21 protein-coding genes are annotated in these 24331 nt (G+C 41.0%); 12 read left to right on the plus strand and 9 right to left on the minus strand.

Translation table 11 applies throughout. The annotated features are described in order from the left end of the window. Positions 1-6: 6 nt before the first annotated feature. Complete coding sequence (locus EQG61_RS05545) at positions 7-639, minus strand: hypothetical protein (protein ID WP_129460911.1); 633 nt, start codon at positions 637-639, stop codon at positions 7-9. A gap of 85 nt (positions 640-724) precedes the next feature. On the opposite strand from EQG61_RS05545, the gene EQG61_RS05550 reads away from it, so the two are divergent. Together EQG61_RS05550 and EQG61_RS05555 are read left to right on the plus strand one after the other, a co-directional pair. Continuing rightward, on the plus strand, positions 725-2095 hold the full coding sequence (locus EQG61_RS05550) for a M28 family peptidase (protein ID WP_129460912.1): 1371 nt from the start codon (positions 725-727) through the stop codon (positions 2093-2095). Next, positions 2095-2442, plus strand: a complete 348-nt coding sequence (locus EQG61_RS05555; protein ID WP_129460913.1) for a DUF1801 domain-containing protein — start codon at positions 2095-2097, stop codon at positions 2440-2442. The genes EQG61_RS05550 and EQG61_RS05555 overlap by 1 nt, the downstream gene beginning before the upstream one ends. Before the next feature lie 201 nt (positions 2443-2643). Here the strand turns inward: EQG61_RS05555 and EQG61_RS05560 are convergent, their stop codons facing one another. The 4 genes from EQG61_RS05560 to EQG61_RS05575 form a co-directional block, all read right to left on the minus strand. Then, positions 2644-9585 carry a fibronectin type III domain-containing protein gene (locus EQG61_RS05560; RefSeq protein WP_129460914.1) on the minus strand — a complete coding sequence of 2314 codons (6942 nt, stop codon included), beginning with the start codon at positions 9583-9585 and terminating at the stop codon, positions 2644-2646. Between the two features lie 78 nt (positions 9586-9663). Further along, positions 9664-10563, minus strand: a complete 900-nt coding sequence (locus EQG61_RS05565; RefSeq protein ID WP_129460915.1) for a hypothetical protein — start codon at positions 10561-10563, stop codon at positions 9664-9666. Position 10564: 1 nt separating this feature from the next. After that, a complete protein-coding gene (gene kdsA / locus EQG61_RS05570; RefSeq protein WP_129460916.1) occupies positions 10565-11383 on the minus strand; it encodes a 3-deoxy-8-phosphooctulonate synthase in 819 nt (272 codons plus the stop codon). Between the two features lie 71 nt (positions 11384-11454). Next, positions 11455-11898, minus strand: coding sequence for a 2-dehydro-3-deoxyphosphooctonate aldolase (locus tag EQG61_RS05575; protein WP_129460917.1), 444 nt, complete (start codon positions 11896-11898; stop codon positions 11455-11457). Positions 11899-11981: 83 nt separating this feature from the next. On the opposite strand from EQG61_RS05575, the gene EQG61_RS05580 reads away from it, so the two are divergent. Genes EQG61_RS05580 through EQG61_RS05590 form a run of 3 tightly spaced genes read left to right on the plus strand, consistent with a single transcriptional unit; the run spans position 11982 to position 13285 of the window. Beyond that, positions 11982-12539, plus strand: coding sequence for a YeeE/YedE family protein (locus EQG61_RS05580; protein ID WP_129460918.1), 558 nt, complete (start codon positions 11982-11984; stop codon positions 12537-12539). 3 nt (positions 12540-12542) lie between these two features. Next, entirely contained in the window at positions 12543-12956 is a 414-nt protein-coding gene (locus EQG61_RS05585) for a DUF6691 family protein (RefSeq protein ID WP_129460919.1), read from the plus strand. A 59-nt stretch (positions 12957-13015) separates the two neighbouring features. Beyond that, entirely contained in the window at positions 13016-13285 is a 270-nt protein-coding gene (locus tag EQG61_RS05590) for a heavy-metal-associated domain-containing protein (RefSeq protein WP_129460920.1), read from the plus strand. Positions 13286-13313: 28 nt separating this feature from the next. Here EQG61_RS05590 and EQG61_RS05595 read toward each other — a convergent pair whose 3' ends face one another. The 3 genes from EQG61_RS05595 to EQG61_RS05605 all read right to left on the minus strand — a co-directional run bounded on the left by EQG61_RS05595 (position 13314) and on the right by EQG61_RS05605 (position 14903). Then, on the minus strand, positions 13314-13589 hold the full coding sequence (locus EQG61_RS05595; protein WP_129460921.1) for an ATP-dependent Clp protease adaptor ClpS: 276 nt from the start codon (positions 13587-13589) through the stop codon (positions 13314-13316). 10 nt (positions 13590-13599) lie between these two features. Beyond that, on the minus strand, positions 13600-14433 hold the full coding sequence (prmA, locus tag EQG61_RS05600) for a 50S ribosomal protein L11 methyltransferase (RefSeq protein ID WP_129460922.1): 834 nt from the start codon (positions 14431-14433) through the stop codon (positions 13600-13602). Positions 14434-14507: 74 nt separating this feature from the next. Beyond that, entirely contained in the window at positions 14508-14903 is a 396-nt protein-coding gene (locus EQG61_RS05605; protein WP_129460923.1) for a hypothetical protein, read from the minus strand. Between the two features lie 155 nt (positions 14904-15058). On the opposite strand from EQG61_RS05605, the gene EQG61_RS05610 reads away from it, so the two are divergent. Next, positions 15059-17209 carry a TonB-dependent receptor gene (locus EQG61_RS05610; protein ID WP_129460924.1) on the plus strand — a complete coding sequence of 717 codons (2151 nt, stop codon included), beginning with the start codon at positions 15059-15061 and terminating at the stop codon, positions 17207-17209. A 181-nt stretch (positions 17210-17390) separates the two neighbouring features. Here the strand turns inward: EQG61_RS05610 and katG are convergent, their stop codons facing one another. Beyond that, positions 17391-19664 (minus strand): catalase/peroxidase HPI, encoded by a 2274-nt coding sequence (katG, locus tag EQG61_RS05615; protein WP_129460925.1) that lies wholly within the window; start codon positions 19662-19664, stop codon positions 17391-17393. Between the two features lie 99 nt (positions 19665-19763). Here katG and EQG61_RS05620 point away from each other — a divergent pair, with 99 nt between their 5' ends. From EQG61_RS05620 to EQG61_RS05645, 6 genes are all read left to right on the plus strand, one after another. Beyond that, positions 19764-20696 (plus strand): LysR substrate-binding domain-containing protein, encoded by a 933-nt coding sequence (locus EQG61_RS05620; RefSeq protein WP_129460926.1) that lies wholly within the window; start codon positions 19764-19766, stop codon positions 20694-20696. A gap of 145 nt (positions 20697-20841) precedes the next feature. After that, positions 20842-21462, plus strand: a complete 621-nt coding sequence (locus EQG61_RS05625; RefSeq protein ID WP_129460927.1) for a hypothetical protein — start codon at positions 20842-20844, stop codon at positions 21460-21462. Positions 21463-21489: 27 nt separating this feature from the next. Then, entirely contained in the window at positions 21490-22827 is a 1338-nt protein-coding gene (locus EQG61_RS05630; protein ID WP_129460928.1) for a histidine kinase, read from the plus strand. Then, positions 22818-23141 (plus strand): 2TM domain-containing protein, encoded by a 324-nt coding sequence (locus tag EQG61_RS05635; RefSeq protein ID WP_235829030.1) that lies wholly within the window; start codon positions 22818-22820, stop codon positions 23139-23141. Before EQG61_RS05630 ends, EQG61_RS05635 begins: the two co-directional genes overlap by 10 nt. Before the next feature lie 2 nt (positions 23142-23143). Then, on the plus strand, positions 23144-23443 hold the full coding sequence (locus EQG61_RS05640) for a 2TM domain-containing protein (protein WP_129460929.1): 300 nt from the start codon (positions 23144-23146) through the stop codon (positions 23441-23443). A 107-nt stretch (positions 23444-23550) separates the two neighbouring features. Beyond that, positions 23551-24309 (plus strand): LytR/AlgR family response regulator transcription factor, encoded by a 759-nt coding sequence (locus EQG61_RS05645; protein WP_129460930.1) that lies wholly within the window; start codon positions 23551-23553, stop codon positions 24307-24309. Positions 24310-24331: the final 22 nt, after the last annotated feature.

A 24331-nucleotide genomic window follows, 5' to 3' on the forward strand; every position in this document is an offset into this window, starting at 1 on the left:
GTACAATTAATTTCGGTCGTATTTGACATACATCATGGCGCCGTAAACGATATGGCAAACGCCAAAGCCCAAGGCCCAAAACAACAAATCCGAATCTTTAAAGAACGCAGCCATCAGTCCTAAAATAATTTGGGTAATCCCCAAATACCGCACATCGCGAAAGGTGTATTTGGAAGCATTCACACAACCCATACCGTAAAACAACAGCATCATGGGGGCAATCAATTCATAATATCCTTTGCTGAGTAAAATCAGTACCAAAATACCGCCCGTAGTCAGTGGAATACTGAAATTTACAATTAATCGGCGGGACGAACTATTCCATAGTGTTTCACCTAGTTTTTTGGCTTTAGCCGCACTCAGAACAATTCCGGTTACGATAGAGGCAAATACAATAAGTGCTGCCAATCCCACCAACTGTATCGTCAAGTCATCAATAGGGAAAGGGGTTTGCATACGGTAATTCGTATAATCTTGCACGTCGTATGTTGTTAGTAGGTAATCGGCATACCAAGCACCTCCTAATGCATACAATCCAGCTAAGATTCCCGATAAGCCACTTAGCGATAACGTCTGTGACGATTTAGACATCATTTCTTTGATGTCTTTTAAGTCCTTTAAATAATCATTCGTTTCCATAAAAGTACTTTGAGATACAAAGTAAAGTAATATTTAATTTTTGAGCAAACTTTTTTTCGATTATTTTTGAGAAAAATTCACTCCCATGAAATACGGACTTTCCCTTGCACTTTTATTGGCAATACAATCTTTAACGGCACAGACCGATGCAGAAATGTTGGATCGCATCCACAAAACCGCATTGACTCAAGGCCATTGTTACCAATGGTTGGATGATTTGTCAAATAAAGTAGGCGCCCGACTCTCAGGTTCTGAAGGGGCGGCCAAAGGAGTGAAGTATACGCAAGAGCAACTGAACCAGTTGGGACTTGATAAAGTCTATCTACAAGAAGTCATGGTCCCCAAATGGGAGCGTGGGGAGAAGGAAGTTGCCTATTTGAACCTGGGTAAAAAACGCTTGGATCTTTCGATTTGTGCGTTAGGAATGTCAGTAGCTACGCCCAAGAACGGACTCGAAGCGCAAGTGATCGAAGTCAAATCTTTAGACGAATTGAAAGCCTTAGGAGCAGACAAAGTGAAAGGTAAAATTATCTTTTTCAATCGCCCCATGGACCCTGAACAAATTGAAACCTTTCGAGCCTATGGCGGTTGTGTAGACCAACGTTCCTCGGGTGCCCGTGAAGCAGGAAAGTTAGGCGCAGTGGGCGTGATTGTTCGTTCGATGAATCTTCGCCTTGACGATTTACCACATACGGGAATGACCAATTATGGGGACACTCCTGAAAACCAACGCATTCCGGCTGCTGCTGTGAGTACGCTCGATGCCAATGCGCTGAGTGATGCGTTAAAAACCAATCCCAACGCCACCTTGTTTTTTCGTCAAACCTGTGTAAATAAGGGCGAGGTACTTTCCTATAATGTGATTGGCGAAATTACGGGGACTGAATTTCCCAACCAAATCATGGTTGTCGGCGGTCATTTGGATTCATGGGATTTAGGAGACGGCTCCCACGATGACGGTGCCGGTTGTGTGCAAAGTATGGAAGTATTGGAACTCTTTAAAAAAATTGGCTACAAACCCAAACATACCATTCGCGCGGTATTATTTATGAACGAGGAAAATGGGGTAAAGGGCGGACTCCAATACGAGGCCGAAGTGCAACGCAAAGGGGAGCAGCATGTTTTTGCTTTGGAAAGCGATGCGGGCGGATTTGCACCGCGCGGGTTTTCCTTTGAAATTGATGACGCCAATTTTGGTCAAGTGGGATTGTGGAAACCGTTATTCGAACCCTATTTGATTCACTTGTTCCGAAAAGGGCATTCCGGTGTGGATATCGGTCCGTTGAAATCGCCAAAGATTGTGAAGGCCGGACTCCAACCGGATTCGCAACGGTACTTCGATCACCACCATGCGGCCAACGATACCTTTGATGCTGTTAACAAACGCGAATTGGAGTTAGGCGCCGCTGCCATGACTTCCTTAATTTATTTATTCGATAAATACGGAATCTTATAGTGCATCCAGCCTTAGTTTACACCCTCAACCAACCCGAGCCGTTCCAATCCATCATGATGCATTGTATGGCAACTATTGAAGCGTGTATTCCCGAAATCGAACTCCGATTTAGCTACAAAATACCGTTTTATTATTACCGCGGAAAACCTTTTTGTTATTTAGCTCCCAACCATAAAGGCCAATTTATGGACCTCGGTTTGACCAAAGGTTATCAACTCACTTTGCATCAAGATACCTTGAATGGGGACAATCGCAATACGGTGAAATCCTTACGCTATTACCAGTTAGAAACCATCGATCAAGCAATACTTGTGGCTGTTCTTGAAGAAGCCGTTTCCTTGTATTAAAATTTGGGCGTGCCCCTTTTGCGCTCAAAACGAATTAAAAAAATCATGTTCTCTTTAGCGCAACGGGTCGGGCTATCCGTTGCAAGTCCGTTACCTCGTAGCCTCGGTATCCGGGCTTTTCACTTCTATCCCTCACGCAAGATAAGTGCAAAAAAAAGGAGGTTCAGTAAAGAACCTCCTTTTGTTTATAGAATTTCGTGATTATTTAATTTCACGGTTGATGTAAACCCAACCTGATTTGTCACTTACGCCATCACGCTCGATTACGTAGTAATACGTTCCATCAGGAAGTTCGTTATCATCATTCGATTGTCCATACCATTGGTCGGTATAATTTCCTTTTGAATACACTTTAGTACCGTAACGGTTGTAAATGCTCAATTGACGAACATTCATTCCGGTTAAGTCAAAATTGTCATTCAAACCATCTCCATTTGGAGAAATACCTTTAGGAATCGAACACGTTACATCATTCGCTGTAAAGCTTTGTGTATCGGTACAGAATCCAGTTCCATTTGGAATAGTAACCGTTACATTGTAAACACCCGCTCCAGAAACATTCAAGGTAGCGCCTGTTCCAACAGTGGCACCTGAACTATTCGTCCATAAGTAAGAAGCGTTTGTACTTGTAAAGTTAGAAGGAATAACTTCCAATACATATACCGATCCTACACAACCTCCATCAATTGTAAATGCTGGAGAAGGAGTGATGGTAATATCAAAACTTTCTTGATCCGTACAGTTAGGTGTAGTACCACTTTGTGCGTAAACATACAAGGTAGTAGTTGCGGTAATCACAGCTCCGGCATTCAATTGTGTTCCAGTACCATTTTGACCTGTATAGTAATTACCAACAGTTAAGGCAGGTAATGTATAGCTATTACAAGCTTCAACATCTAAAATTGGTAAAACATCAGGAGTTGGATGAACCGTAATACTGATAGTAGTACCTACCGCACATTGTCCAGCATCTGGAGTAAACGTTGAAGTAAACGTACCTGCAGTTGCTGTGGTAAAGGTGGCTGGAGACCAAGTACCCGTAACTCCATTGGTAGAAGTTGTCGGAATGGTCACTGCAGTGCTTCCTTGACAAACAGCAGCTAAAGCATTAAATGTTGGTGTAGTAGGTGCATTGATAGTTACACTAATTGAAGTAGCAACAGCACATTGTCCCGCATCCGGTGTAAAGTTGATGGTTTGTGTTCCAACCGTTGTCGTGTCAACCGTTCCTGACCAAGTACCTGTAATACCATTGTTGGAAGTAGTTGGTAAAGTAGGAGCAGTGCCATTTTGACAAATTGGAGCAATAGCGGTGAATGTAGGTGTAATATTCGGTGCGAAAATGGTAATATCCATCGTAGCTGTATTTGCACACTGCCCTGCATTTGGTGTAAACGTGTAGGTAGTTGTTCCAACCGTTGTCGTACTAATTACACTTGGAGACCAAGTACCTGATATGCCTTCACCAGAAGTTGTTGGTAAAGCAGGAGCCGATAGATCTTGACAAATTGGAGCAATTTGTGTGAAGGTAGGCGTACCTGTTGGAGCTGTTATTGCTACTGTTAAAGTAACAGCTACCGCACAGTTTCCTGAACTTGGTGTAAATACATAATCAAAGTTACCGATGGTTGATGTATCAATAGTTGCAGGATTCCATGTTCCAGAAACTCCATTAGTTGAAGTGGTTGGAAGCGCAGGTGCTGTCTGACCTTGACATACCGTGATAGGATCAAATGTAGGTGTTAGTGGCGTTGTAATTAAAATACTTACCGTTAATGGATTTCCACATTCTCCTGAATTAGGTGTAAATACATAATCGGTCGAACCTAAAATACTAGTGTCAATTACACTTGGTGACCATGTACCGTCTATGTTATTATCGGAAGTAGTCGGTAATACAGGTGCAGTAGCATTTTGACAAATACTATTGATAACAGGGAATATTGGATCCACCGGTTGAGTGATAGTTACTGTAAAGCTACGTTCACTTGTACAGTCTGGGGTAGTACCCGAGCTAGCATAGATATAAATTGTCTGTGATGTACTAATAATATCATTTGCATTTAATTGCGTTCCCGTTCCACCAGGACCTGTAAAGTAGTTTCCAACAGTCAAAGCAGGTAAGGTGTAATCACCACATTGTACTACATTGGCCATAAATGGAATTACCGGTGTCGCATTAATAGTAACAGTTGTAGTAGCAGCAAATGCGGCACAACCACCGATTGCTGGAATTGAGTAAGAAACAGTATATACGCCAGGTAAACTAGCGCCAGGAATAATGGTTCCTGTGATAGTGTTGATATTCAAGCCTGCAGGAGAAGCACTGTAAGTTCCACCTGTTGTACCTGTTACTGTTGCCGTTTGAGGTGTAAAGTCATTATTACAATATGCAGGTTGGCTATAAGCAATTGTCGCATTAGCAGGTGCAGTAATAATTACTGTGCGTGATGTAGTGATAAATGGAATGGTGTTACAAGTACCACCAATAGTAGTAGCCGTTGTAGCTGTAACTACATAAGCGCCTGGTGCACTTGCTGATAAGTCAATTGTACCCGTTAATGAATCAATCACTAATCCGGCCGGTGTAGCAGTATAGGTTCCTGCCGTAGCACCTGCAGCTAAAATAGGAGTTGGATCTACTCCATCTTGACAATAATACGTTGAATCATATTCAAACACATTATATGGGAAACAAGCTGTAGTACCACCGGTTGTATTGGTTTGAGTAAAAGTTACTGTACCCGCTTGATTCGAGAAGTTGGTAATCATAATTACATACACTTCACACAATTGAGCATTAGGAATACACATAATCTCTTGCGGAGCTGCAGAATAACTACAAGCGTGCAGAGTACCATTACATCCTTGTGCCGGAGTTAATGCTGGGATTTGACCCGCCATTGGGTTAGCTGGAACCCCAATACAAGCTGTATTCAAATCGGTAAATGGTCCCCAAGCCACATAGTCAACGTCACGTGGAGTTCCATTGTTGTCCACTTGAGAAATCAAATAGCTTAAAGGCCCCGCTTGATTTACTTGTAAGAAGAAGAAAGCTGGGTTCGGAGATGTAAATAAACATCCAATTTGACCTAAACTTGGTACGTTAGTTGAATTTGCATAAGTAACGGTTTGACCTGTACAAAAAGCAGGAGCCTCTGCACAGGGTAATGTACCGATACACAAATTAAAATTCACATATTGTGTAGCAGCAGATGCTGAGTAAATACGAATATAATAGGTAGTACCTGGAATTAAGTTGTCAGCAGAGTTACAGTTAACTTGAGTAAAGTTTCCACAAGCTGTTCCTGTAAAAATGGCATAATCTAAATCAGCGTTACCAGTAACATTGTTAAAAGATACAATGTGAGTTGGTGCTGTAGCGGTAAATGTATACCATACGTCATCATTGGCAACACCCGGAGGACAGTTAACTACAGGATTAGATTGTGTTGCACCAATTAAAGTACCTGGAGTAGTTTGCACACAGTTTAAGTTTTGATTAACAACTGCAAAAGTTGCATTACTACATTCGTCGTTCACAGGTAAAGTTCCAAAAGTATAAGGTTGTGACCATGTACTTGTTTCACCCAACGCGTTACAAATTGAACGTACATAGAAAGTGTAAGCTGTTCCAGCAGGTAAATTAGTTAAGGTGTAAGGCATTTGAGTTGTTAGAATACCAATACTAGATCCACTAGGAGGTAAGCCTCCAAGAGGTACAATGAAAATTTCCCATTGTGTCGCAGTACCTTGTTCTGTCCAATACAATTGAGCAGATGTTTGTGTTACTTGTTGAACATTTAATGCCACAGGTTTTGGACAAGGAGGAGCAGGCTCACATGTTACATTAGCAATCCATCCGGGATTGTTCACAGTTCCGTCACTTCTGAAGCGGAAAGTTAAACATCCACCCACAGTAGAAGCAGTGAATGGACCGGGTAAGTTAGCTCCTGTCAAGTTACCCCAGTAGGAACCAGCCAAACCACCTGGAACATTTCCTGGTCCATTTGTACTTGCAATTTGAGGAGCATTGATTGAATTTCCATCAAATACATACAAACCGTCCCAGTTAGTTTCAGTATTGAATTCTGTGAAAGTAACTGTTACAACTTCATTAGGTGAGTTCGGACAAATAGTTACTGTATAATCGGTACTGTTTGCATAGTTTGCATTTGGACCTGCAGGGTCAGTAAACACGCCACCACAAGCTGGAGGTGCTATTTGAGTGGTAGCACTTCTTGGACCAATCCACCAACCTGTTGATCCGTCAGGACAAACGGATTGTACATAAAAATCATAACAAGTATTAGGTAATAATGTAGTAAATGTATAGGATGTAGTATTTGAAGTAAAGAAGCCAGTTGTAGTAGCTGTTGGCACAGGTGAACCACAAGGTAAAGCAATTACATTCCACGAAGTAGGTGTGGTCGAAGCTGAAGTCCATGCAAATACTGCTGTATTATGTGTTACTCCTGTTACGGTTAAAGCCGAAGGGCTAGGACAAGCAGGTGGTGCTTGACAAACAACATTAGCCGTCCATCCAGCAGCATTAATGATTACATCACTAATAAACTGGAAAGTCAAACATCCGCCTGGAGCAGAAGAGGTAAATGAAGGTAAATTTGCTCCAGTCAATGTTCCCCAATAGGATCCGGCCAAACCACCAGGAACGTTACCTGGACCGTTTGCACTAGGAATTTGAGGAGCAGAAGTAGATGTACCGTCAAAAACATACATACCATCCCAGTTGGCTTCTGTCGCAAAACTTGTAAAAGTTACCGTTACAACATTGGTTGGAACATCCGGACAGATTGTAACCGTTTGGTTGGTATTGTTGTTATAATTACCTGTTAATCCTCCTTCATCAACATAAATACCACCACATACTGGAGGTGCAACTTGTGTTGTGATGGATACTGGTCCGGTCCATGTGCTCACATCAGGTGAAGTACAGATGGCACGAACATAGACATCATAACAAGTCAGCCCATTTAAGCCTTGAAAGGTATGAGTATTGGTAGAAACAATGGTACCAACAGTTGTTGCCGTTGGCGCTGTATTTCCACAAGGTTGTGCAATGATTTCCCATTGGTTTTCCGTACCACCAGCTGTCCATGTAAAGGTAGCTGATGTTCCTAAAACAACCGTTGGTGTTAAAGAAAATGGCGCTGGACATGGCGGAGGAGCCGCACACGTTACATTGGCTACCCATCCTGCTGCCGTGGTGGTTGCATTACTACGGAAACGGAATGTCAAACATCCATCAGGGCTTGAAGAAGTGAACGAACCTGGATTCGTAGTTCCCCAATAAGCACCTGCTAAACCACCAGGAACTGCTCCTGCGCCATTGGCACTGGCAATCTGTGGTGCTGAAGTTGAGTTTCCGTTGAAAATATATAAACCATCGTTTGTCGCTTCTACATTGAAACTAGTGAACGTTACAGTTACCACATCTCCAACTGTTTGTGGACAAATGGTTACTGTTTGGTCAGCATTGTTGGCATAGTTTGCTGCTGCACCACCACCGTCAGTATACGTTCCACCACATACTGGAGGAGGAACTAAGGTGTTGAATACATACGGACCTGCCCAAGCACTGAAGGTTCCGTTACCACAATCGGCACGAACCCAGTATTGATAAGCGGTATCTGGATTTAATCCTGTAACTGCTGTACCTGTGTTAGTACCCACAGTTGTTCCTGATCCTGATGGGATGGCCGAACCTGAAGTCTGCACTACATACTCCCATGATGATGCATTGCCTGGGTTACCCCAAGAAAGTGTAGCTCCGTTTAATCCAATATTGGTTGCGGTTAACGCATCGGGTTGCGCACAGTTCAATTGTTGAATAATTAAACTATACGAATAACTCTGCGTTGCTGCAGAGGATGATAATACAATAATATAGGTCTGACCCGCTGTTACATTCAAACTCGGAATGTTACGTACACCAGAAGTAGCATCTGCCACACCGGCCACACAGTTCACACCCACATTTGCACACCCTTGGTAAACAAAGATACCCGAGTTGGTTGCGCCTGGTGTCATTGTGATGCTGATAGCACCTGTTGTAGTAGGTGTATACGAATAATATACTTCATTACCAATCATATAATTGGTTGTCGAACCACACGATCCCCCTTGATTGGTGTCGTTGGTGTCGGCATAGGTAGCCGTATTGTCATTGGTACTGTACGGTAAGGTCGGTATCGCAATGGCCGAGTTACACGTTAACCCTGGGGTTGCCGTAGTGAAGTTAAACGGCCCAACCCATGCACTGTTACTTTGCGAACACAAAGCACGAACATAATATACATAAGGTGTAGCAGGTGTTAACCCTTGTGCCGAATAAGAATTTGTAGTTACAATTATTCCCAAACCGGTTGGAATACCAGTAGCCGGTACCACTTCCACTTCGTATTGAGGTGCCGTACCGTTCCACCCTAAAAGTGCAGAAGTCTGTGTAATACTTGTTGCTGATAAATTGGTTGGAACCAAACAACGTTCTACTAAACTCACCGAATCAATTAACCAACGGTCTCCACCTAAAGCAGTAGTAGGCTGCGTGAAACGCATCATGAAGGCAATGTATACTTGCTGACCCGCATACGCTGATAAGTCTACCACTTTTTCTTCATACACATTAAAGGTAGTCGAAAGCGTTGCTTCAGTGTATGTTTGAGCTGTTACAGTATAACTCGCAATATTGGTTTGTGTCCCTGCAGTAGCTGTAGGGTTAACCAAAACAAAATATTCTGTACCCTGCGGACCGGTTAAGGTTGAACGGGTCCAAAAGTGTAATTCACCGTTGGTAGGTACTGTAACTTTTGGTGTAGCCAAGTAATCCTCGGAAGTGTTTCCTTGACCAATGTTTTCATTATTCATGAACGCCGAATTGGTACCGGCATAAACATTGGCAGCAGATGTGGTAATTGTCCAACGACGGGCGGTACCCACACCGTTGTCAAAAACTGCCCACTGGTTACCTGTGGCTCCTGTTCCTAAAGTCCATGGTGAAGGATTCGTCGCTACGTCCGGATTGGTCGTATTCTCAAAACCTTCAACCCCAGGAGTAGGAAACTGGGAGTATCCTGTTAAATGCATGAAAGCAAACAGGATCAATAAAGTAATTTTTTTCATAAAAATTAATAATTGATGGGTTTGTTTGTATTTATGTTGTTAGCTATCAAAAATATAAAAAAATACTAATTTAGGCTGTTAAATTCTAAAAATTCCTCCTAAAGCAATAATTCGCTGTAAGAAAAAGAAATGTTGACTGGCTTTATCTGTTGAACTGTGAGTTGTTCTAATGTCTTGCATATCAATATATCCCCCTTTTAATTCAGTTTGAATAAAGAAGTGTTTGAAGAAGGTAAAATTTAATCCCACTTTAGCCGAAACACCATAACCTGCAATATGAAAATCGTCATGTCTTGGCTTACCTAATACGCGCGCATTCGTTTTGGGATATAAAACCCCCAATCCAATCCCTTCTGTAATGTTGATTTGGAATTTATCTGTATTAGGCAAATGAAATAATTCGGATAAATCATCAACTCTACAAAATTCTGTATTCACATAATTGAGTCCGTCGGTATGTTCAAATGTGAGAAAAGGTGGCGGTGTCGTATCATCAAACCCAGTAAAATTGGTTCCAAAATTAACCGGTGCATTTTGGTAAATGCCATTGTACATCGAACCGACTTCATTAGCTGGTAAATTGATATAACCGTTAACAATAGCGGTTTGGTCTTGGGTCATGACATATTTCATATGGTCCAGACCAACCGAAATATTGTAATGATCAGAAATGAAATAACCCATTCTAAAATTGGTTTGCGGAATGGTCATATTCCCTGGGTTGATATAATCACAATGCCATCCTTTGGGTTTGTCATGGGCCGTTGCATCGTGAACGGTAAAATTATAATTGGCTCCTTCGAAATGGATGTCCGATTTTGAATACGATTCCCGATTCCCTCCCCAAAAAATATAAAATTTTCCTTTATTGTGTTTGGTGTAGCGTTCAGGCTGTACTTGGTCTTGATTTTGAGCAATGCTTGTAAAAGAACTTAAGGCAATATATGAGGTGATTATACCTCGTACTAAAAATTTCATTTTAAAATTGATTAATCGTTTTTCGAATCAGTGTAAGTTTTTGCATTAGACCTTCAAAATAATCCAAATGCAACATGTTGGCACCATCACTTTTGGCATTGGCCGGGTCAAAATGGGTTTCGATAAAAATGCCGTCGACACCTACTGCAATACCTGCTTTAGCTATCGTTTCAATCATATCCGGTCGGCCACCCGTTACACCCGACATTTGATTGGGTTGTTGTAAGGAGTGCGTTACATCCAAAACAGTAGTCGCAAATTGTTTCATGGTAGGGATACCGCGAAAATCTACAATTAAGTCTTGGTATCCAAACATGCTTCCTCTATCGGTAACCATCACATTTTCATTGTGGCAATCCAATACTTTTTGTGTGGCGTGCTTCATGCTTTCCGGACTCATGAATTGTCCTTTTTTGAGATTCACGGTTTTTCCTGTCTCAGCAGCGGCAACCACTAAATCGGTTTGACGCACTAAAAAAGCCGGAATTTGTAAAACATCCACATATTCCGCCGCTTTGATAGCATCTTCATTGGTATGAATGTCCGTTACTGTGGGAACATGAAAAGTTTCAGAAACTTTACGTAATATTTTTAAAGCTTTTTCATCACCGATTCCAGTGAAACTGTCAATTCGTGAACGGTTAGCTTTTTTAAACGAACCCTTAAATACAAATGGGATTTGGTATTGGTCTGAAATTTTTGAAAGATGTTCGGCAATTCGCATCGCCATTTCTTCTCCTTCAATGGCACAAGGCCCAGCCAAAATAAAGAAGTTACCGCTATCGGTATGTTTGATTTGCGGTAGATTATTTAAATTCATGAAATTATTTTTTGATGTACAAATATATGAAATAAAAAACCTTCTTCGGTGGGGAAGAAGGTGAGTATCAGTTAATCTTTTTTTATAGTTAATCCAATTGGACAAACAATTTTACTTCGTTCGAATAAATTGACATAAAAGGTGAGCGTTTGATTGCCAAAAGTAACTTCGTATATTTCTAGTGTTCCTGCCCCTGTACTACTTTTTATGCTCGGAAAGGGACAACAGGTATCTATTTTTTTCCACTGAATTTCTTCTCCATTCGGTCCTGCCAAAGCTTTGAAAAAATAATCCACATTTCTCGGATTGTTGCGTTCATTGTCAAAACCTAAATTGATGGGATAATCCATAGTATACCCGTATTTAGGTTCTGCTGTATATTCTGTCATTTCGAAATGACCATTTTTGGTCTGTAACTTTCGTGCCGTATTGTCAATATTTCGGATGACAAGTTGGGCACCACCACAACTAATCGAAAGCGCAATTAATAAAGCGAAGGCAAGTTTTTTTTTCATGTCGATTAAATATTAGCCAAATTTCTCAAATTCTATGCAATAATCAAACCACGATTTTTATTTTTGTCTCAAATGTGGAAATTATGGATGTAATTATGGGTACGTGGCATTGGTCCATCTCCGGATTTTTAATCGGGATGGTCATGCTACTATTAATTTATTTTGGAAAAGGATTTGGAATGTCTTCCAATCTTCGCAGTCTTTGCTCCATGACAGGGGTAGGAAAAAAAATTGCATTCTTTGATTGGGATTGGAAAAGTCAGCGCTGGAATTTAGTGGTTGTTTTGGGTGCCATGATGGGCGGATTTGTCGCTAAAAACTATTTATCTAATGATACCATTGTTCAAATTAACCCTGTAACCATTGAGAAATTAGAAAAGTTACATATCGAAGCTCCTCAGGCAAAATTATTGCCTGATGCTATGTTTGGGAATACGGTTTTTACCGAACCCAAGATGCTACTTGTACTTATACTTGGCGGATTTTTAATCGGTTTCGGTTCCCGCTATGCTGGAGGATGTACTTCCGGTCATGCCATCACTGGGTTGAGCGCCTTTCAAGGTCAATCCCTCAAAGCGGTAATTGGTTTTTTTGTGGGCGGACTTTTAATGGCGCATTTTATTTTACCCTTACTTTTCTAAATTATGAGATATATAAAATTCTTACTCGTCGGGTTTGTTTTTGGTATTGTGCTCACTAAAGCCGAAGCTGTTTCTTGGTACCGTATCTATGAAATGTTCCAATTTGATTCCTTTCACATGTATGGAATCATTGGTGTTGCCGTAATGACAGGAGTTATTGGCGTTCAAATTATAAAAAGAAAGCAACTGAAAGACATCAATGGCGCAACCATTATTATTCCTGATAAAGAAAAAGGAACCTTTCGTTATTGGATTGGCGGCTTGATTTTCGGACTCGGTTGGGCCATGGTAGGCGCTTGTCCGGGGCCCATTTTTATCTTATTAGGAACTGGATTTATGTCGGTCGGATTGGTTTTGATCGGTGCTTTACTCGGAACCTTTATTTATGGTTGTATTAAAGATTATTTACCCCATTAAGTGACAAAAGTCACAAAACGTTGCATGCCGTCGTTGTAATTTTGTCAAAAATTTATACGATGAAAACGACGGTATATATTCAAAACTTAAAATGTGGCGGCTGTGCTAGAACTATAACCAAAAAATTATCCGAACTCGAGGATATTGGCGAAGTGCACGTAGATGTAGAAGAAAGTGCAGTTTCCTTTGACTATTTAGATGAAATGGCGCTACAACATGCCCAAGAAGTATTAAAGTTTAACGGTTATCCCGTTATTGGCGATCAAAATACAATTGGCGATAAAGCTAAATCCTTAGTGAGTTGCGCTATTGGCAAAATGCATTTGTAAAAAAAGTCCCAATTTGTTTGGGACTTTTTTATTGTATTTCGGCGCTCAATCCAGCATCCAGCAAAGCGGTACACAACGGCTTAAGGTCTTCAAAAGAACCCGATTTTACGCCACATTGACCTTTGTAATGCACTAAAATTGCACATTGTTCAGCCTGTATAGGCGTATGATCGCATACCCGAATCAAGGTGTCAATTACGTGATCAAAGGTATTCACATCATCATTGAATAAAATAATCTCATTCTCAAAATCCAATGCTTCGGCAAGTTCTACCGATTCTTTTACTTTTTCAATGGTACTCATATTCATTTTTTTATTTACTATAACGCAATGATGCCCAATTATTGCGGTCCAATTTCGATTCAAATTTCAATCCTTTTTCTGTACAAGCTGCATCCAAATACGGAATGTCATCGATGTAAAATCCACTCAATAACAACGTGCCACCCGGACGCAAACAATCTACATAAGTTTGCATATCATTGAGTAAAATGTTACGGTTAATATTCGCTATAATTAAATCGTAGGAACGACCAGGTAAAAGTCCGGCATCACCTTCTTCAACTATAATGTGCTGGCAACCGTTTCGTTCAGCATTTTCTATCGAGTTCAAATAACACCAATTGTCAATATCGATAGCATCAATAGGTTGTGCACCTTTCATTTCGGCTAAAATCGCCAACAAAGCGGTTCCACATCCCATGTCTAAGGTTTTCATACCCTTTACATTCATCGCCAACAAATGCTGGATCATCATGTGCGTCGTTTCATGATGCCCTGTACCAAAACTCATTTTGGGTTCGATCACTATATCATACTGCGCACCCGTTTTTTCATGAAAAGGTGCACGTACATGACAAACACCATCCACGTCAATAGGGTCAAAATTTTTCTCCCATTCCTCGTTCCAATTCACTTGATCAATTTCCTCAATGGTATACTTGATAGTAAATTCTTCCGATTGTAAAATGTAAACCTCTTGAAGCGATCCTTCTTCATATAAGTCTTTCTGTATATATGCAGAAACACCATTATCGTTTTCAACAAAACTTTCAAAAGGCAATTCTGCTAGTTCAGCAATCAAGATTTCTGTAGCAGGCTCCTTTGGTTCCACGGTAAAATGAAACCCGAGATAAACATTTGACATAAAAATTATTTTTGCAAAAGTACGGCAGGAAATTGGATTAAAAAAAGAACCCGACACATGGTCGGGTTAAATTTTTATTTTGTTGGATGTTCACATTCTTTTTCAATCTTGTGGAACACATCGTGTACATTCTGGAAAGTTCGAAGGATTTCTACATCCGGAGCTTTATTGGTAATCAACTCGCTTAATTTTTTAGTCAATTTTTTCAAAACCGCTACATTCTCAACCACTACAGGCGTTTTTAAGTCGGCAGGCATTGTAGCTACATCCAAAGCTTCTGCTTTTTGAACTAAATAATCGTGTGAATTTTTAATCGCAGTAAAATTACCATTTTCTGCAGGGTGAAAGGTTTTCGATAATAATTCATGGTACTCATGCAACTGAGTCCATTTAGAAGTAACCGACTGAGCGGAAATGGTTTGTACAGCTAAAAAAGCAACTGCAGCAATAATAAATTTTACGAATTTCATAACTTTACTTTTAGACGATTAACGTTTTCTACCCCAAATATAAAAAAGTATTTTGATTAACCTTCAACAATTCATCCCGTTTTTTCTACAGTTCGGTCATTCCTTTTTTTTTATCCCCCAAAAAACAAACAACTTTGCTCCAGAAAATGAAACACATGAAAACCTTAACCACCTTCTTATTTTTAATCCTTACTACAATCGGATTTGCCCAAACAACGCTTACGGGAACCGTCACCGATGCAAAAAATAAACCGTTAGTGGGTGCCAACGTTTATATTGACGGTACTTATGACGGCGCCATTACCGATGCCAACGGTAAATTTTCATTTGAAACAACCGTAAAAGGAACCAAAAATTTGGTCATCACAATGTTAACCTATGATACTGTTACGCTTACAATTACTCTCGAACAATACACGCCCCAAACAATAAAATTACGGGAGAGTGTGAACACATTGGATACTGTAGTTATTACTGCAGGAACCTATGATGCGGGAGAACGGGCGCGTGTCTCCGTACTTAAACCTTTGGATATTGTAACTACCGCAGGTTCCAACGGAAATATTGTTGCCGCTTTGCAAACTTTACCCGGAACACAAACCGTAGCGGAAGATGGCCGACTCTTTGTCCGTGGGGGAGAAGCCGACGAAACCCAAACTTATATTGACGGTATTCGGGTGGCACAACCCTATGGCGCCACCACGCAAAATGTCCCCACTCGCGGTCGTTTTTCACCGTTTTTATTCAGTGGGATGTCTTTTTCAACAGGCGGTTATTCTGCTGAATACGGGGAAGCCTTATCGAGTGTGTTGCTATTAAATTCAAAAGAAGAAGAAGTGAAAGAACGCACCGATATTTCGTTCATGACCGTGGGTCTTGGATTGGCCAATACGCAAGTTTGGGGTAAAAATTCGCTCACCTTTAACACTGCCTATCTTAATCTTGAACCTTATCAAAAATTGGTGCCTCAAAATGTGCAATGGAATAAGCCCTTTCAATCATTTTCTGGAGAATCAGTATTTCGTCATAAGTTTGAAGCTGGTATGTTTAAGCTCTATGCAGCCTTCGATCATTCCAATTTTGACCTTACGCAAGAAACCATCAATGCACCTTATAAAACGCGAGTTGATTTAACCAACAATAATTTTTATCTAAACTCTTCCTACAAAGGAAATTTTGGTGACGGTTGGCTAATCACAACTGGAATGGGTTACGGTCATGGACAAAATCAAATTCATTTGGATTCGGGTAATGCGTTTAACCAAGAAAATGCGGTACACTTGAAATTGAAATTGCGCAAATCTTTCTCCGATCGCGTGAAAGTAAGTTTTGGTGGGGATCAGTTTGTGACCGACTTTAACGAAGACTTTTCCAATACTTCGATCCAATCTAAAAGTGGCTATGCAACCCGTATTTCGGCCCTTTACACTGAAGCCGATATCATTTTTACCAAACAATTTGCTGCCAAAGTGGGTGCCCGCTATTCTTACAATAGTTTGTTAGCAGAATCCAATGTAACGCCGCGTGTTTCTTTAGCTTACAAAACCGCCAAAAACCATCAATTCTCCTTGGCGTATGGAACATTTACTCAAGCGCCTAATGCCAACTATTTGAAATACGAAAGTCAATTGGATAGCGAACGGGCCGCTCATTATATTTTGAATTATTTGTTCAATCGGGACCGTCAAACCTTTCGTGTCGAAGTTTATGACAAGGAATATTCAAGTTTGATCAAATACGATACGCCTGCTGCCCAATTCAACAGTCAGTTTAACAATGCCGGAACCGGCTATGCTCGCGGTTTGGATATCTTTTGGCGTGATGGAAAGTCAGTTAAAAATCTAGAATATTGGATTTCCTATTCCTACATTGATAGTCAACGCGATTACCGCAATTTCTCGGCAACGGTGACCCCAAATTTTATTGCCAAACATAGTTTGTCAGTGGTTGGGAAATACTGGATCAACGATTGGAAATCGCAGTTGAGTGTGACCCATAGCTTTACGACGGGCCGTCCATTCAACAATCCCAACGAGACGGCTTTTATGAATGGAAAAACGAAACCGTACAACAATTTAAGTCTGAGTTGGGCTTATTTGATCTCTTCGCAAAAAATCCTATATTTTTCGATGACCAACCTTTTGGGAACGCAAAATGTGTTTGGGTACGAATATGCCAATTCACCCGATGCCAACGGAGTGTATAATCGAAGAACCATCCAACCCACCGCTGATCGTTTTTTCTTTATCGGCTTCTTTTGGACCATTAGTGACAACAAAAAAGAGAGTCAGTTGAATAATTTATAGGCAGCACAAGTCGATTTTTTCACTCAATTATAACCCGCTCTTCACTGAATCTCCAATAGAAATCGGGGGATGCTTCCGAGTCTTCGGGACGATCGGGGCTGAAAATCATAAGTTGTTTTCAAATCAAAAAAGGGGATGTTCTATAACGAAACATCCCCTTTGCTACTTTAGAGTGCAGCAATTATTTTTTGTATTGTATATCAAAACGGTCCAAGTTCATCACTTTGTTCCAAGCGGCCACAAAGTCTTTCACCATTTTTTCTTTGGCATCACTACTCGCATACACTTCTGCCAATGCACGCAATTCCGAGTGGGAACCAAAAATTAAATCGGCACGAGTCGCTGTCCATTTTACCGCATCGGTTTTGCGATCGCGACCTTCAAATACTTCTTTGTCGGCATCTTTGGCTTTCCAAAGGGTATTCATGTCCAATAAATTCACAAAGAAATCATTTGTCAAAGCACCCGTTTTTGTAGTGAAAACACCTGTGTTTGTGCCGTTGTAGTTGGCACCAATCGCACGCATTCCTCCCACTAATACCGTCATTTCAGGTGCAGTTAAGGTTAATAATTGCGCTTTATCAACCAATAATTCTTCAGTGGTAAATGTATATTGTGTTTTCTTGTAATTGCGAAATCCATCCGCCATCGGTTCCAAAACTGCAAATGAATTCACATCGGTTTGTTCTTGCGTGGCATCCATACGACCCGGAGTAAAGGGAACGTTTACGGGGTATCCCGCCGCTTTGGCCGCTTTTTCAACACCTACATTTCCAGCCAAAACTATCAAATCGGCCATAGAGATTTTTTTCGCACCCGAAGTAGCTTGAAACTTCTTCTGAATGCCTTCCAAAGTCTCCAATACTTTATTCAACTGTTGTGGATTATTGCATTCCCAATTGCGTTGCGGTAACAAACGAATACGTGCGCCATTGGCTCCACCACGTTTGTCGGAACCGCGGAATGTCGATGCCGAAGCCCAAGCAGTACTCACTAATTCTTGAGTAGATAATCCTGAATTAGCAATGGCTGTTTTCAAATTGGAGATGTCTTTTGCATCTACCAAGGGGTGATTTACTACCGGAATAGGATCTTGCCAAATCAAATCTTCTTTTGGAACTTCTGGTCCAAAATGACGGGTTTTCGGTCCCATATCACGATGGGTTAATTTATACCAAGCACGTGCAAAGGCATCTTCAAATGCTTTCGGATTGTCTAAGAAATTGCGAGATATTTTTTCATAAACGGGATCAAAGCGCAACGACAAGTCAGTAGTCAACATCGTCGCTTTGTGTTTTTTGCTGGCATCAAAAGCATCGGGAACAATATTTGCTCCATTTTTAGCCACCCATTGGTTCGCACCAGCCGGACTCTTCGTTAATTCCCATTCGTTACCAAAGAGCAACATGAAATAATCATGTCCCCATTTGGCGGGAGTTGTGGTCCAGGTTACTTCCAATCCCGAAGTGATGGCGTCGGCACCTTTTCCGCTTTTGTAGCTGCTGCTCCAACCCAAGCCTTGTTGTTCAATACTCGCTGCTTCGGGTTCTGGACCTACATGACTTGCCGGACCTGCACCGTGGGTTTTTCCGAATGTATGACCGCCCGCAATCAAAGCCACCGTTTCTTCATCATTCATTCCCATACGGCCAAAAGTCTCACGGATATCTTTTGCAGCTAAAACTGGATCGGGATTGCCATTCGGTCCTTCTGGATTTACATAAATTAATCCCATTTGAACCGCCGCCAGCGGATTTTCTAGTTTTCCATCTTGGTACCGTTTGCTGTTGTCGAGCCATTTGGACTCCGAACCCCAATACACATTCGATTCCGGTTCCCAAACATCAGCACGGCCTCCCGAAAATCCAAACGTTTTAAATCCCATAGATTCTAAGGCGACATTACCCGTTAAAATCATTAAATCCGCCCATGAAATTTTGTTGCCGTATTTCTGTTTGATTGGCCACAACAAACGTCGGGCTTTGTCTAAGTTGGCATTGTCGGGCCAACTGTTTTGTGGGGCAAAGCGTTGTTGACCCGAACTCGATCCGCCACGACCGTCACCGGTACGGTACGTTCCCGCACTGTGCCAGGCCATTCGGATAAATAGTGGTCCGTAATTGCCAAAGTCAGCAGGCCACCAGTCTTGGGATTGGGTTAAAACCGCTTGAATGTCTTTTTTTAACGCCAAATAATCCAAGGATTGAAATGCCTTGATGTAATCAAAATTCGGATCCATCGGGTTGGTCAAATTGGAATTCTGACGTAAGACGGATAAGTTCAACTGACTCGGCCACCAATCACTATTTTTAGTAGTAGTTGCCTTAATATCAGTTTTGGCCGCATCCATTGTACCGTTGTGGAACGGACATTGTGACAAATCTTTTTTTGCCGAATCTTGGGCAAATCCGCTACTTGAAAAGGCAGCAAATAAGAGTATGGGTATTTTTTTCATTGTAAATAGGTTTGTGTTAGTATATGTTTGAGATGTAAAATTATGATGTATATTTGATTGATAAAAACGATATTTTCAAACCTAATATTGATAAAATCGATGAATATACGTCAGTTTGAGTATATACTAGCGGTCGCAGAAATTCGCCATTTTGAATTGGCCGCCGAAAAATGTTTTGCAACCCAATCGACGTTGAGTACGATGGTCTCCAAATTTGAAGAAGAATTGGGTATTACCATTTTCAACCGCAAAAAGAAACCGGTTGAAATCACGGCAGAGGGCGAAGTGATTATTGAACAACTCAAAGCTATTCAATCCCAAATTGGAGTATTGAATGAATTGGCCAAAGAATTTAAAGGAGAAGTTAACGGTAATTTGACCATCTCAGTGATTCCCACAGTGGCCCCTTCATTATTACCGCTGTTTTTGCAATCGTTTGCTGAAAAATTTCCCCAATTACAAATTGAGATACGGGAGCAAACCACCGCTGAAATTACCCGATTACTCAAATCCCGTGAATTGGATATAGGCATTTTATCTGTACCCATCAATGATCCCGATTTGATTGAAATTCCGTTGTACAACGAACCCTTTCAATTGTTGGATTATCGGGAAAAATATACCAATTCGTTGAGCGTTGAAGCACTGGATCCCGCTGATATTTGGTTGATGGAAGAAGGCCATTGTATGCGCACCCAAATTTTGAAGTTCTGTGATTTGGATAAAAACTATTGCAATACTCACCTCAATTTTAATTTCAAAGCGGGTTCCATTGATAGTTTGTTGCGATTTGTTCGTGCCAATCAAGCCACGACGCTTGTTCCGTATTTGGCCGCATTATCCTTGTCGGAATCCGATCAAGCGTATTTGCGAAATTTTCAAAATCCAGTACCGGTTCGTTCCATCGGATTGGTGGTACACCGGCATTTTGTAAAACGACGGGTTTTGTATTTTTTGGAACAAGAAATCAATAAGCAGGTTCATCCCTTGTTGCCTGTAATTACACAGACTAAAGCACTAAATCCATTATAAAAAGTATAAATTTACAATTCGTCCCCATTTTTCGACAATTCAGTATCTTTCAATTTTTATGTTGGTACTTTCTACCGAATTTTGATTCAGAATTAAAAACAAAAAGAAAACAATTACGAATCAAAAACCTTAAAAAATAGAAATCATGAAAACAATCATCACCGCATTCACTTTCTTTTTAGCACAACTCATCACAGCACAAGCGCCATTTGAACAAGGAATGGGAAAAGCCATGCAACTTTGGGGCGAGAACAAACCTACCGAAGCTGCTGCTTTATTAGAACGTATTGCTGCTGCCGAAAAAAACAGTTGGTTACCCAATTACTACATCGCTTTAATCAACACGACGGAAGCATTCAACCCGAAAAATCGCGAGAATGTAAATGCCTTATTGACCAAAGCACAAGCCGTTTTGGATATTGAAACTGCAAAAACTCCAGACAATGTAGAGTTAATCGTAATGCAAGCACTAATTCATACCGCTTGGATTGCTTATGACCCGATGACCAACGGTATGCGACTTTCAGCAACGGTGATCGGACTCTATAACAAAGCCATTGCTTTGAATCCTAAAAATCCGCGTGCCGTTTTTGGTAAAGCCGAATTTGAAATTGGTGGCGCACAATGGACGGGTGCCGATGTGAAAGCCTTGTGTAAAGACGTAGAGCGCGCTACCGTTTTGTTTGCCGCTGAAAAACCGGCCATGCCTTTTGCGCCTTCTTGGGGTGCCGATCGTGCCCAAGAACAATTGGCAAAGTGTAAATAATCTAACCGAATACAGAAACAGTACGCCATGAAACTGCTTAAAGAATTCCCGCGCGCCCTTTGGATTTCCCTTACCATATTTTTGGTGTTGCTAGGTATCAATCTTTTGTTGGGTGCTAAAATGGACTTTTGGAACGATATCCGTCCGATGTTCCTCTACACCATGACTTACGGCTTAACGCTGTACTATGCCAATGCAGTGGTGTTTATGGGCTTGGATAAAATGTTTGCCAATAATCGATTCACCCCAAAACGCTTGGTGTTCGGATTTCTGGCTTCGTTCACCATCACCATCGGAGTATTGTTTCTCCTTCACTTAGGGCAAGAAGTGTTCATCGAAGGTAAACCTTTGGAACTCTTCTTAGCCAAAGAATCGCCCGCCAATTATCTGGTTTCAATCATCATCACGCTCATCGTTTCCTTGGCTATCCACGCGTTTTATTTCTATAAAGCCTTGAGTGAACGAAAAATCAAAGAACAACAATTCATTGCAGGAGCTGCCAATGCCCGCTTTGAAAGTTTGAAAAACCAAATCGATCCGCACTTTCTTTTCAATAGTTTGAACGTATTGAGTTCGCTCATCGAAGAAAATCCGGATACCGCTCAAAAGTTCACTACTTCCTTATCCAAAATCTACCGTTATGTTTTGGAACAAAAAGACAAAGAAGTGGTAACCGTTCATGAAGAATTGGCCTTCGCCAAAACCTATATGAACTTACTCAAAATGCGGTTTGAAAACAGTATTACATTCACTTTGCCCGAACTAACAACAGTTCCCGAAGAAGCCAAAGTGGTGCCGTTATCGCTACAATTGTTGCTTGAAAATTGCATCAAACACAATGTAGTGAGCGAACAAAAGCCGTTACATATTTCAATTACCTTGGAAAACGATTATTTAGTCGTGTCAAATAATTTGCAGAAAAAGGAAACTTTGGACGATCGGCAAGGGGTCGGACTCCAGAATATATTCAGTCGGTACGAGTTATTGACCGACCGAAAAGTTCGCATCGACAGTTCGGCCACCACTTTTTCGGTTCATTTGCCGGTATTGACCAAAACGATTGAAACTGTGACTTTGGTTGAGGAGTTCAATGAAAAGTCGGCTTACCTCAGAGCCCGAGAAAAAGTGAAAAAAGTAAAGGATTTTTACGCCAATTTGATTTCCTACTGTACCGTGATTCCGTTACTCGTGATCATCAATTTATGGACGGGCGGTTACCAATGGTTTTGGTTTCCGATGATGGGATGGGGGTTCGGACTTACCATGCATGCCCTTGGAACTTTTGGGTATGGTCAAAAATGGGAAGAGCGTAAAATACAAGAATTCATGCAAAAAAATAAACACAACTCCAGTAAATGGAATTAAAAATAGTACCTATGGAAACACCAATGGATCAAGAAAATTACAAACGAGCCAAAGAACAAGTGAAAGAAATACGCGGATTTTATTCCCACCTGATGGTATTTATCTTAGTCAATCTCTTTTTCTTGTACATCAACTTAAAACATTCACCCGAACATTTATGGTTCTTTTGGCCCACAGTGGGTTGGGGAATAGGCGTGTTCTTCCACGGTATTCGGGTTTTTAATCACCATCCCTTTTTTGGGAAAGGTTGGGAAGAACGTAAAATTCGACAGTTTATGGAAGAAGAACAACGCAGACGCAAAAAATACGAATAGTTATGACACCAGAAGATCAATTTGCCTACGAAGCAGCGCAAGAACGCGTGAAGAAAATTAAAGGATTGTATACCCATGCCTTCGTGTATGTGGTAGTCAATGCACTCATCATTTTTTCCATTGCTCGGGAATTGCCCGACAACGAAACCCTTTTTCAACCTGGTGTTTTCAGTACGGCTTTCTTTTGGGGCATCGGACTCCTTGGTCACGCTTTATCAGTGATTATTCCTGAATTTATTTTGGGAAAAGACTGGGAAGAACGCAAAATCCAACAGTATATGGAGGATGAGAAGAAGAAGTGATTTTAGAAGAAAGAAGAAAGAAGAAAGATGCAAGAAGCAAGAAGCAAGAAAATTGAGTTTAAAATCGGTTACAACGTTAAATTTTAAACCTGAAACCTGAAACCTCTATGACCCTACTCATCATTGAAGACGAAAAACCAGCCGCGCGCTTACTCCAACGCAAAGTGGAGAAACTTGGGTATGCAGTAACCCATTTATTGCACTCTGTGGAAGAATCCATTGCTTGGTTTCAAAACAATCCGCATCCCGATTTGATTTTTTTGGATATCCAATTATCCGACGGTTTATCCTTTGAAATCTTTGAAGCTATCGAAATTAAGAGTGCCATCATTTTCACAACCGCTTATGACGAGTATGCGCTCAAGGCTTTTAAATTAAATAGCATTGATTATTTGCTTAAACCGATTGATGAAGACGAATTGGAGTCGGCTATTGCCAAGTTTAAAGCACGAACGGCCACCGTATCGCCTTCCGCGGCATTGGATTTTGAAACCATTCGCAAGTTATTGGTGAATCCGTTGGATCGAACCTTCAAGAAGCGCTTCACCATTAAAGTAGGTCAACAACTGAAAATGATTGCGGTAGAAGAAATTGAATGCATCTACAGCGAAAACAAAGGAACCTATATTCATACGTTGGACAATCGGGATTATCTTTTGGACCAAACGGTCGAACAAGTCGAAAGTGAGCTCGATCCCAAAGCCTTTTTCCGTGTTTCCCGCAAATTCATTATTCCGCTGGCAGCGATTCGCGAAATTCAGTTGCACAGCAATTCCCGTCTCAAAGTGCTTTTACCTACTTATAAGGCAGACGAAGTCATTGTAGCCCGCGAACGGGTAGGGGAGTTTAAAGAGTGGCTAGGATAAAAGTTGTTGTTTTAAATTTGAT

Origin of the sequence: Flavobacterium stagni, assembly GCF_004122105.1 — a bacterium.
Lineage (GTDB): Bacteria > Bacteroidota > Bacteroidia > Flavobacteriales > Flavobacteriaceae > Flavobacterium > Flavobacterium stagni.

What these genes read in the sequence shown, in the direction of transcription:
- EQG61_RS05640 (WP_129460929.1), top strand. Translation starts at nt 23,144, where the DNA reads ATGACACCAGAAGATCAATTTGCCTACGAAGCAGCGCAAGAACGCGTG.
- prmA (WP_129460922.1), bottom strand. Translation starts at nt 14,433, where the DNA reads ATGTCAAATGTTTATCTCGGGTTTCATTTTACCGTGGAACCAAAGGAG.
- EQG61_RS05550 (WP_129460912.1), top strand. Translation starts at nt 725, where the DNA reads ATGAAATACGGACTTTCCCTTGCACTTTTATTGGCAATACAATCTTTA.
- EQG61_RS05605 (WP_129460923.1), bottom strand. Translation starts at nt 14,903, where the DNA reads ATGAAATTCGTAAAATTTATTATTGCTGCAGTTGCTTTTTTAGCTGTA.
- EQG61_RS05635 (WP_235829030.1), top strand. Translation starts at nt 22,818, where the DNA reads ATGGAATTAAAAATAGTACCTATGGAAACACCAATGGATCAAGAAAAT.
- EQG61_RS05645 (WP_129460930.1), top strand. Translation starts at nt 23,551, where the DNA reads ATGACCCTACTCATCATTGAAGACGAAAAACCAGCCGCGCGCTTACTC.
- EQG61_RS05585 (WP_129460919.1), top strand. Translation starts at nt 12,543, where the DNA reads ATGAGATATATAAAATTCTTACTCGTCGGGTTTGTTTTTGGTATTGTG.
- EQG61_RS05580 (WP_129460918.1), top strand. Translation starts at nt 11,982, where the DNA reads ATGGATGTAATTATGGGTACGTGGCATTGGTCCATCTCCGGATTTTTA.
- EQG61_RS05630 (WP_129460928.1), top strand. Translation starts at nt 21,490, where the DNA reads ATGAAACTGCTTAAAGAATTCCCGCGCGCCCTTTGGATTTCCCTTACC.
- EQG61_RS05575 (WP_129460917.1), bottom strand. Translation starts at nt 11,898, where the DNA reads ATGAAAAAAAAACTTGCCTTCGCTTTATTAATTGCGCTTTCGATTAGT.
- EQG61_RS05610 (WP_129460924.1), top strand. Translation starts at nt 15,059, where the DNA reads ATGAAAACCTTAACCACCTTCTTATTTTTAATCCTTACTACAATCGGA.
- katG (WP_129460925.1), bottom strand. Translation starts at nt 19,664, where the DNA reads ATGAAAAAAATACCCATACTCTTATTTGCTGCCTTTTCAAGTAGCGGA.
- kdsA (WP_129460916.1), bottom strand. Translation starts at nt 11,383, where the DNA reads ATGAATTTAAATAATCTACCGCAAATCAAACATACCGATAGCGGTAAC.
- EQG61_RS05620 (WP_129460926.1), top strand. Translation starts at nt 19,764, where the DNA reads ATGAATATACGTCAGTTTGAGTATATACTAGCGGTCGCAGAAATTCGC.
- EQG61_RS05595 (WP_129460921.1), bottom strand. Translation starts at nt 13,589, where the DNA reads ATGAGTACCATTGAAAAAGTAAAAGAATCGGTAGAACTTGCCGAAGCA.
- EQG61_RS05545 (WP_129460911.1), bottom strand. Translation starts at nt 639, where the DNA reads ATGGAAACGAATGATTATTTAAAGGACTTAAAAGACATCAAAGAAATG.
- EQG61_RS05565 (WP_129460915.1), bottom strand. Translation starts at nt 10,563, where the DNA reads ATGAAATTTTTAGTACGAGGTATAATCACCTCATATATTGCCTTAAGT.
- EQG61_RS05560 (WP_129460914.1), bottom strand. Translation starts at nt 9,585, where the DNA reads ATGAAAAAAATTACTTTATTGATCCTGTTTGCTTTCATGCATTTAACA.
- EQG61_RS05625 (WP_129460927.1), top strand. Translation starts at nt 20,842, where the DNA reads ATGAAAACAATCATCACCGCATTCACTTTCTTTTTAGCACAACTCATC.
- EQG61_RS05590 (WP_129460920.1), top strand. Translation starts at nt 13,016, where the DNA reads ATGAAAACGACGGTATATATTCAAAACTTAAAATGTGGCGGCTGTGCT.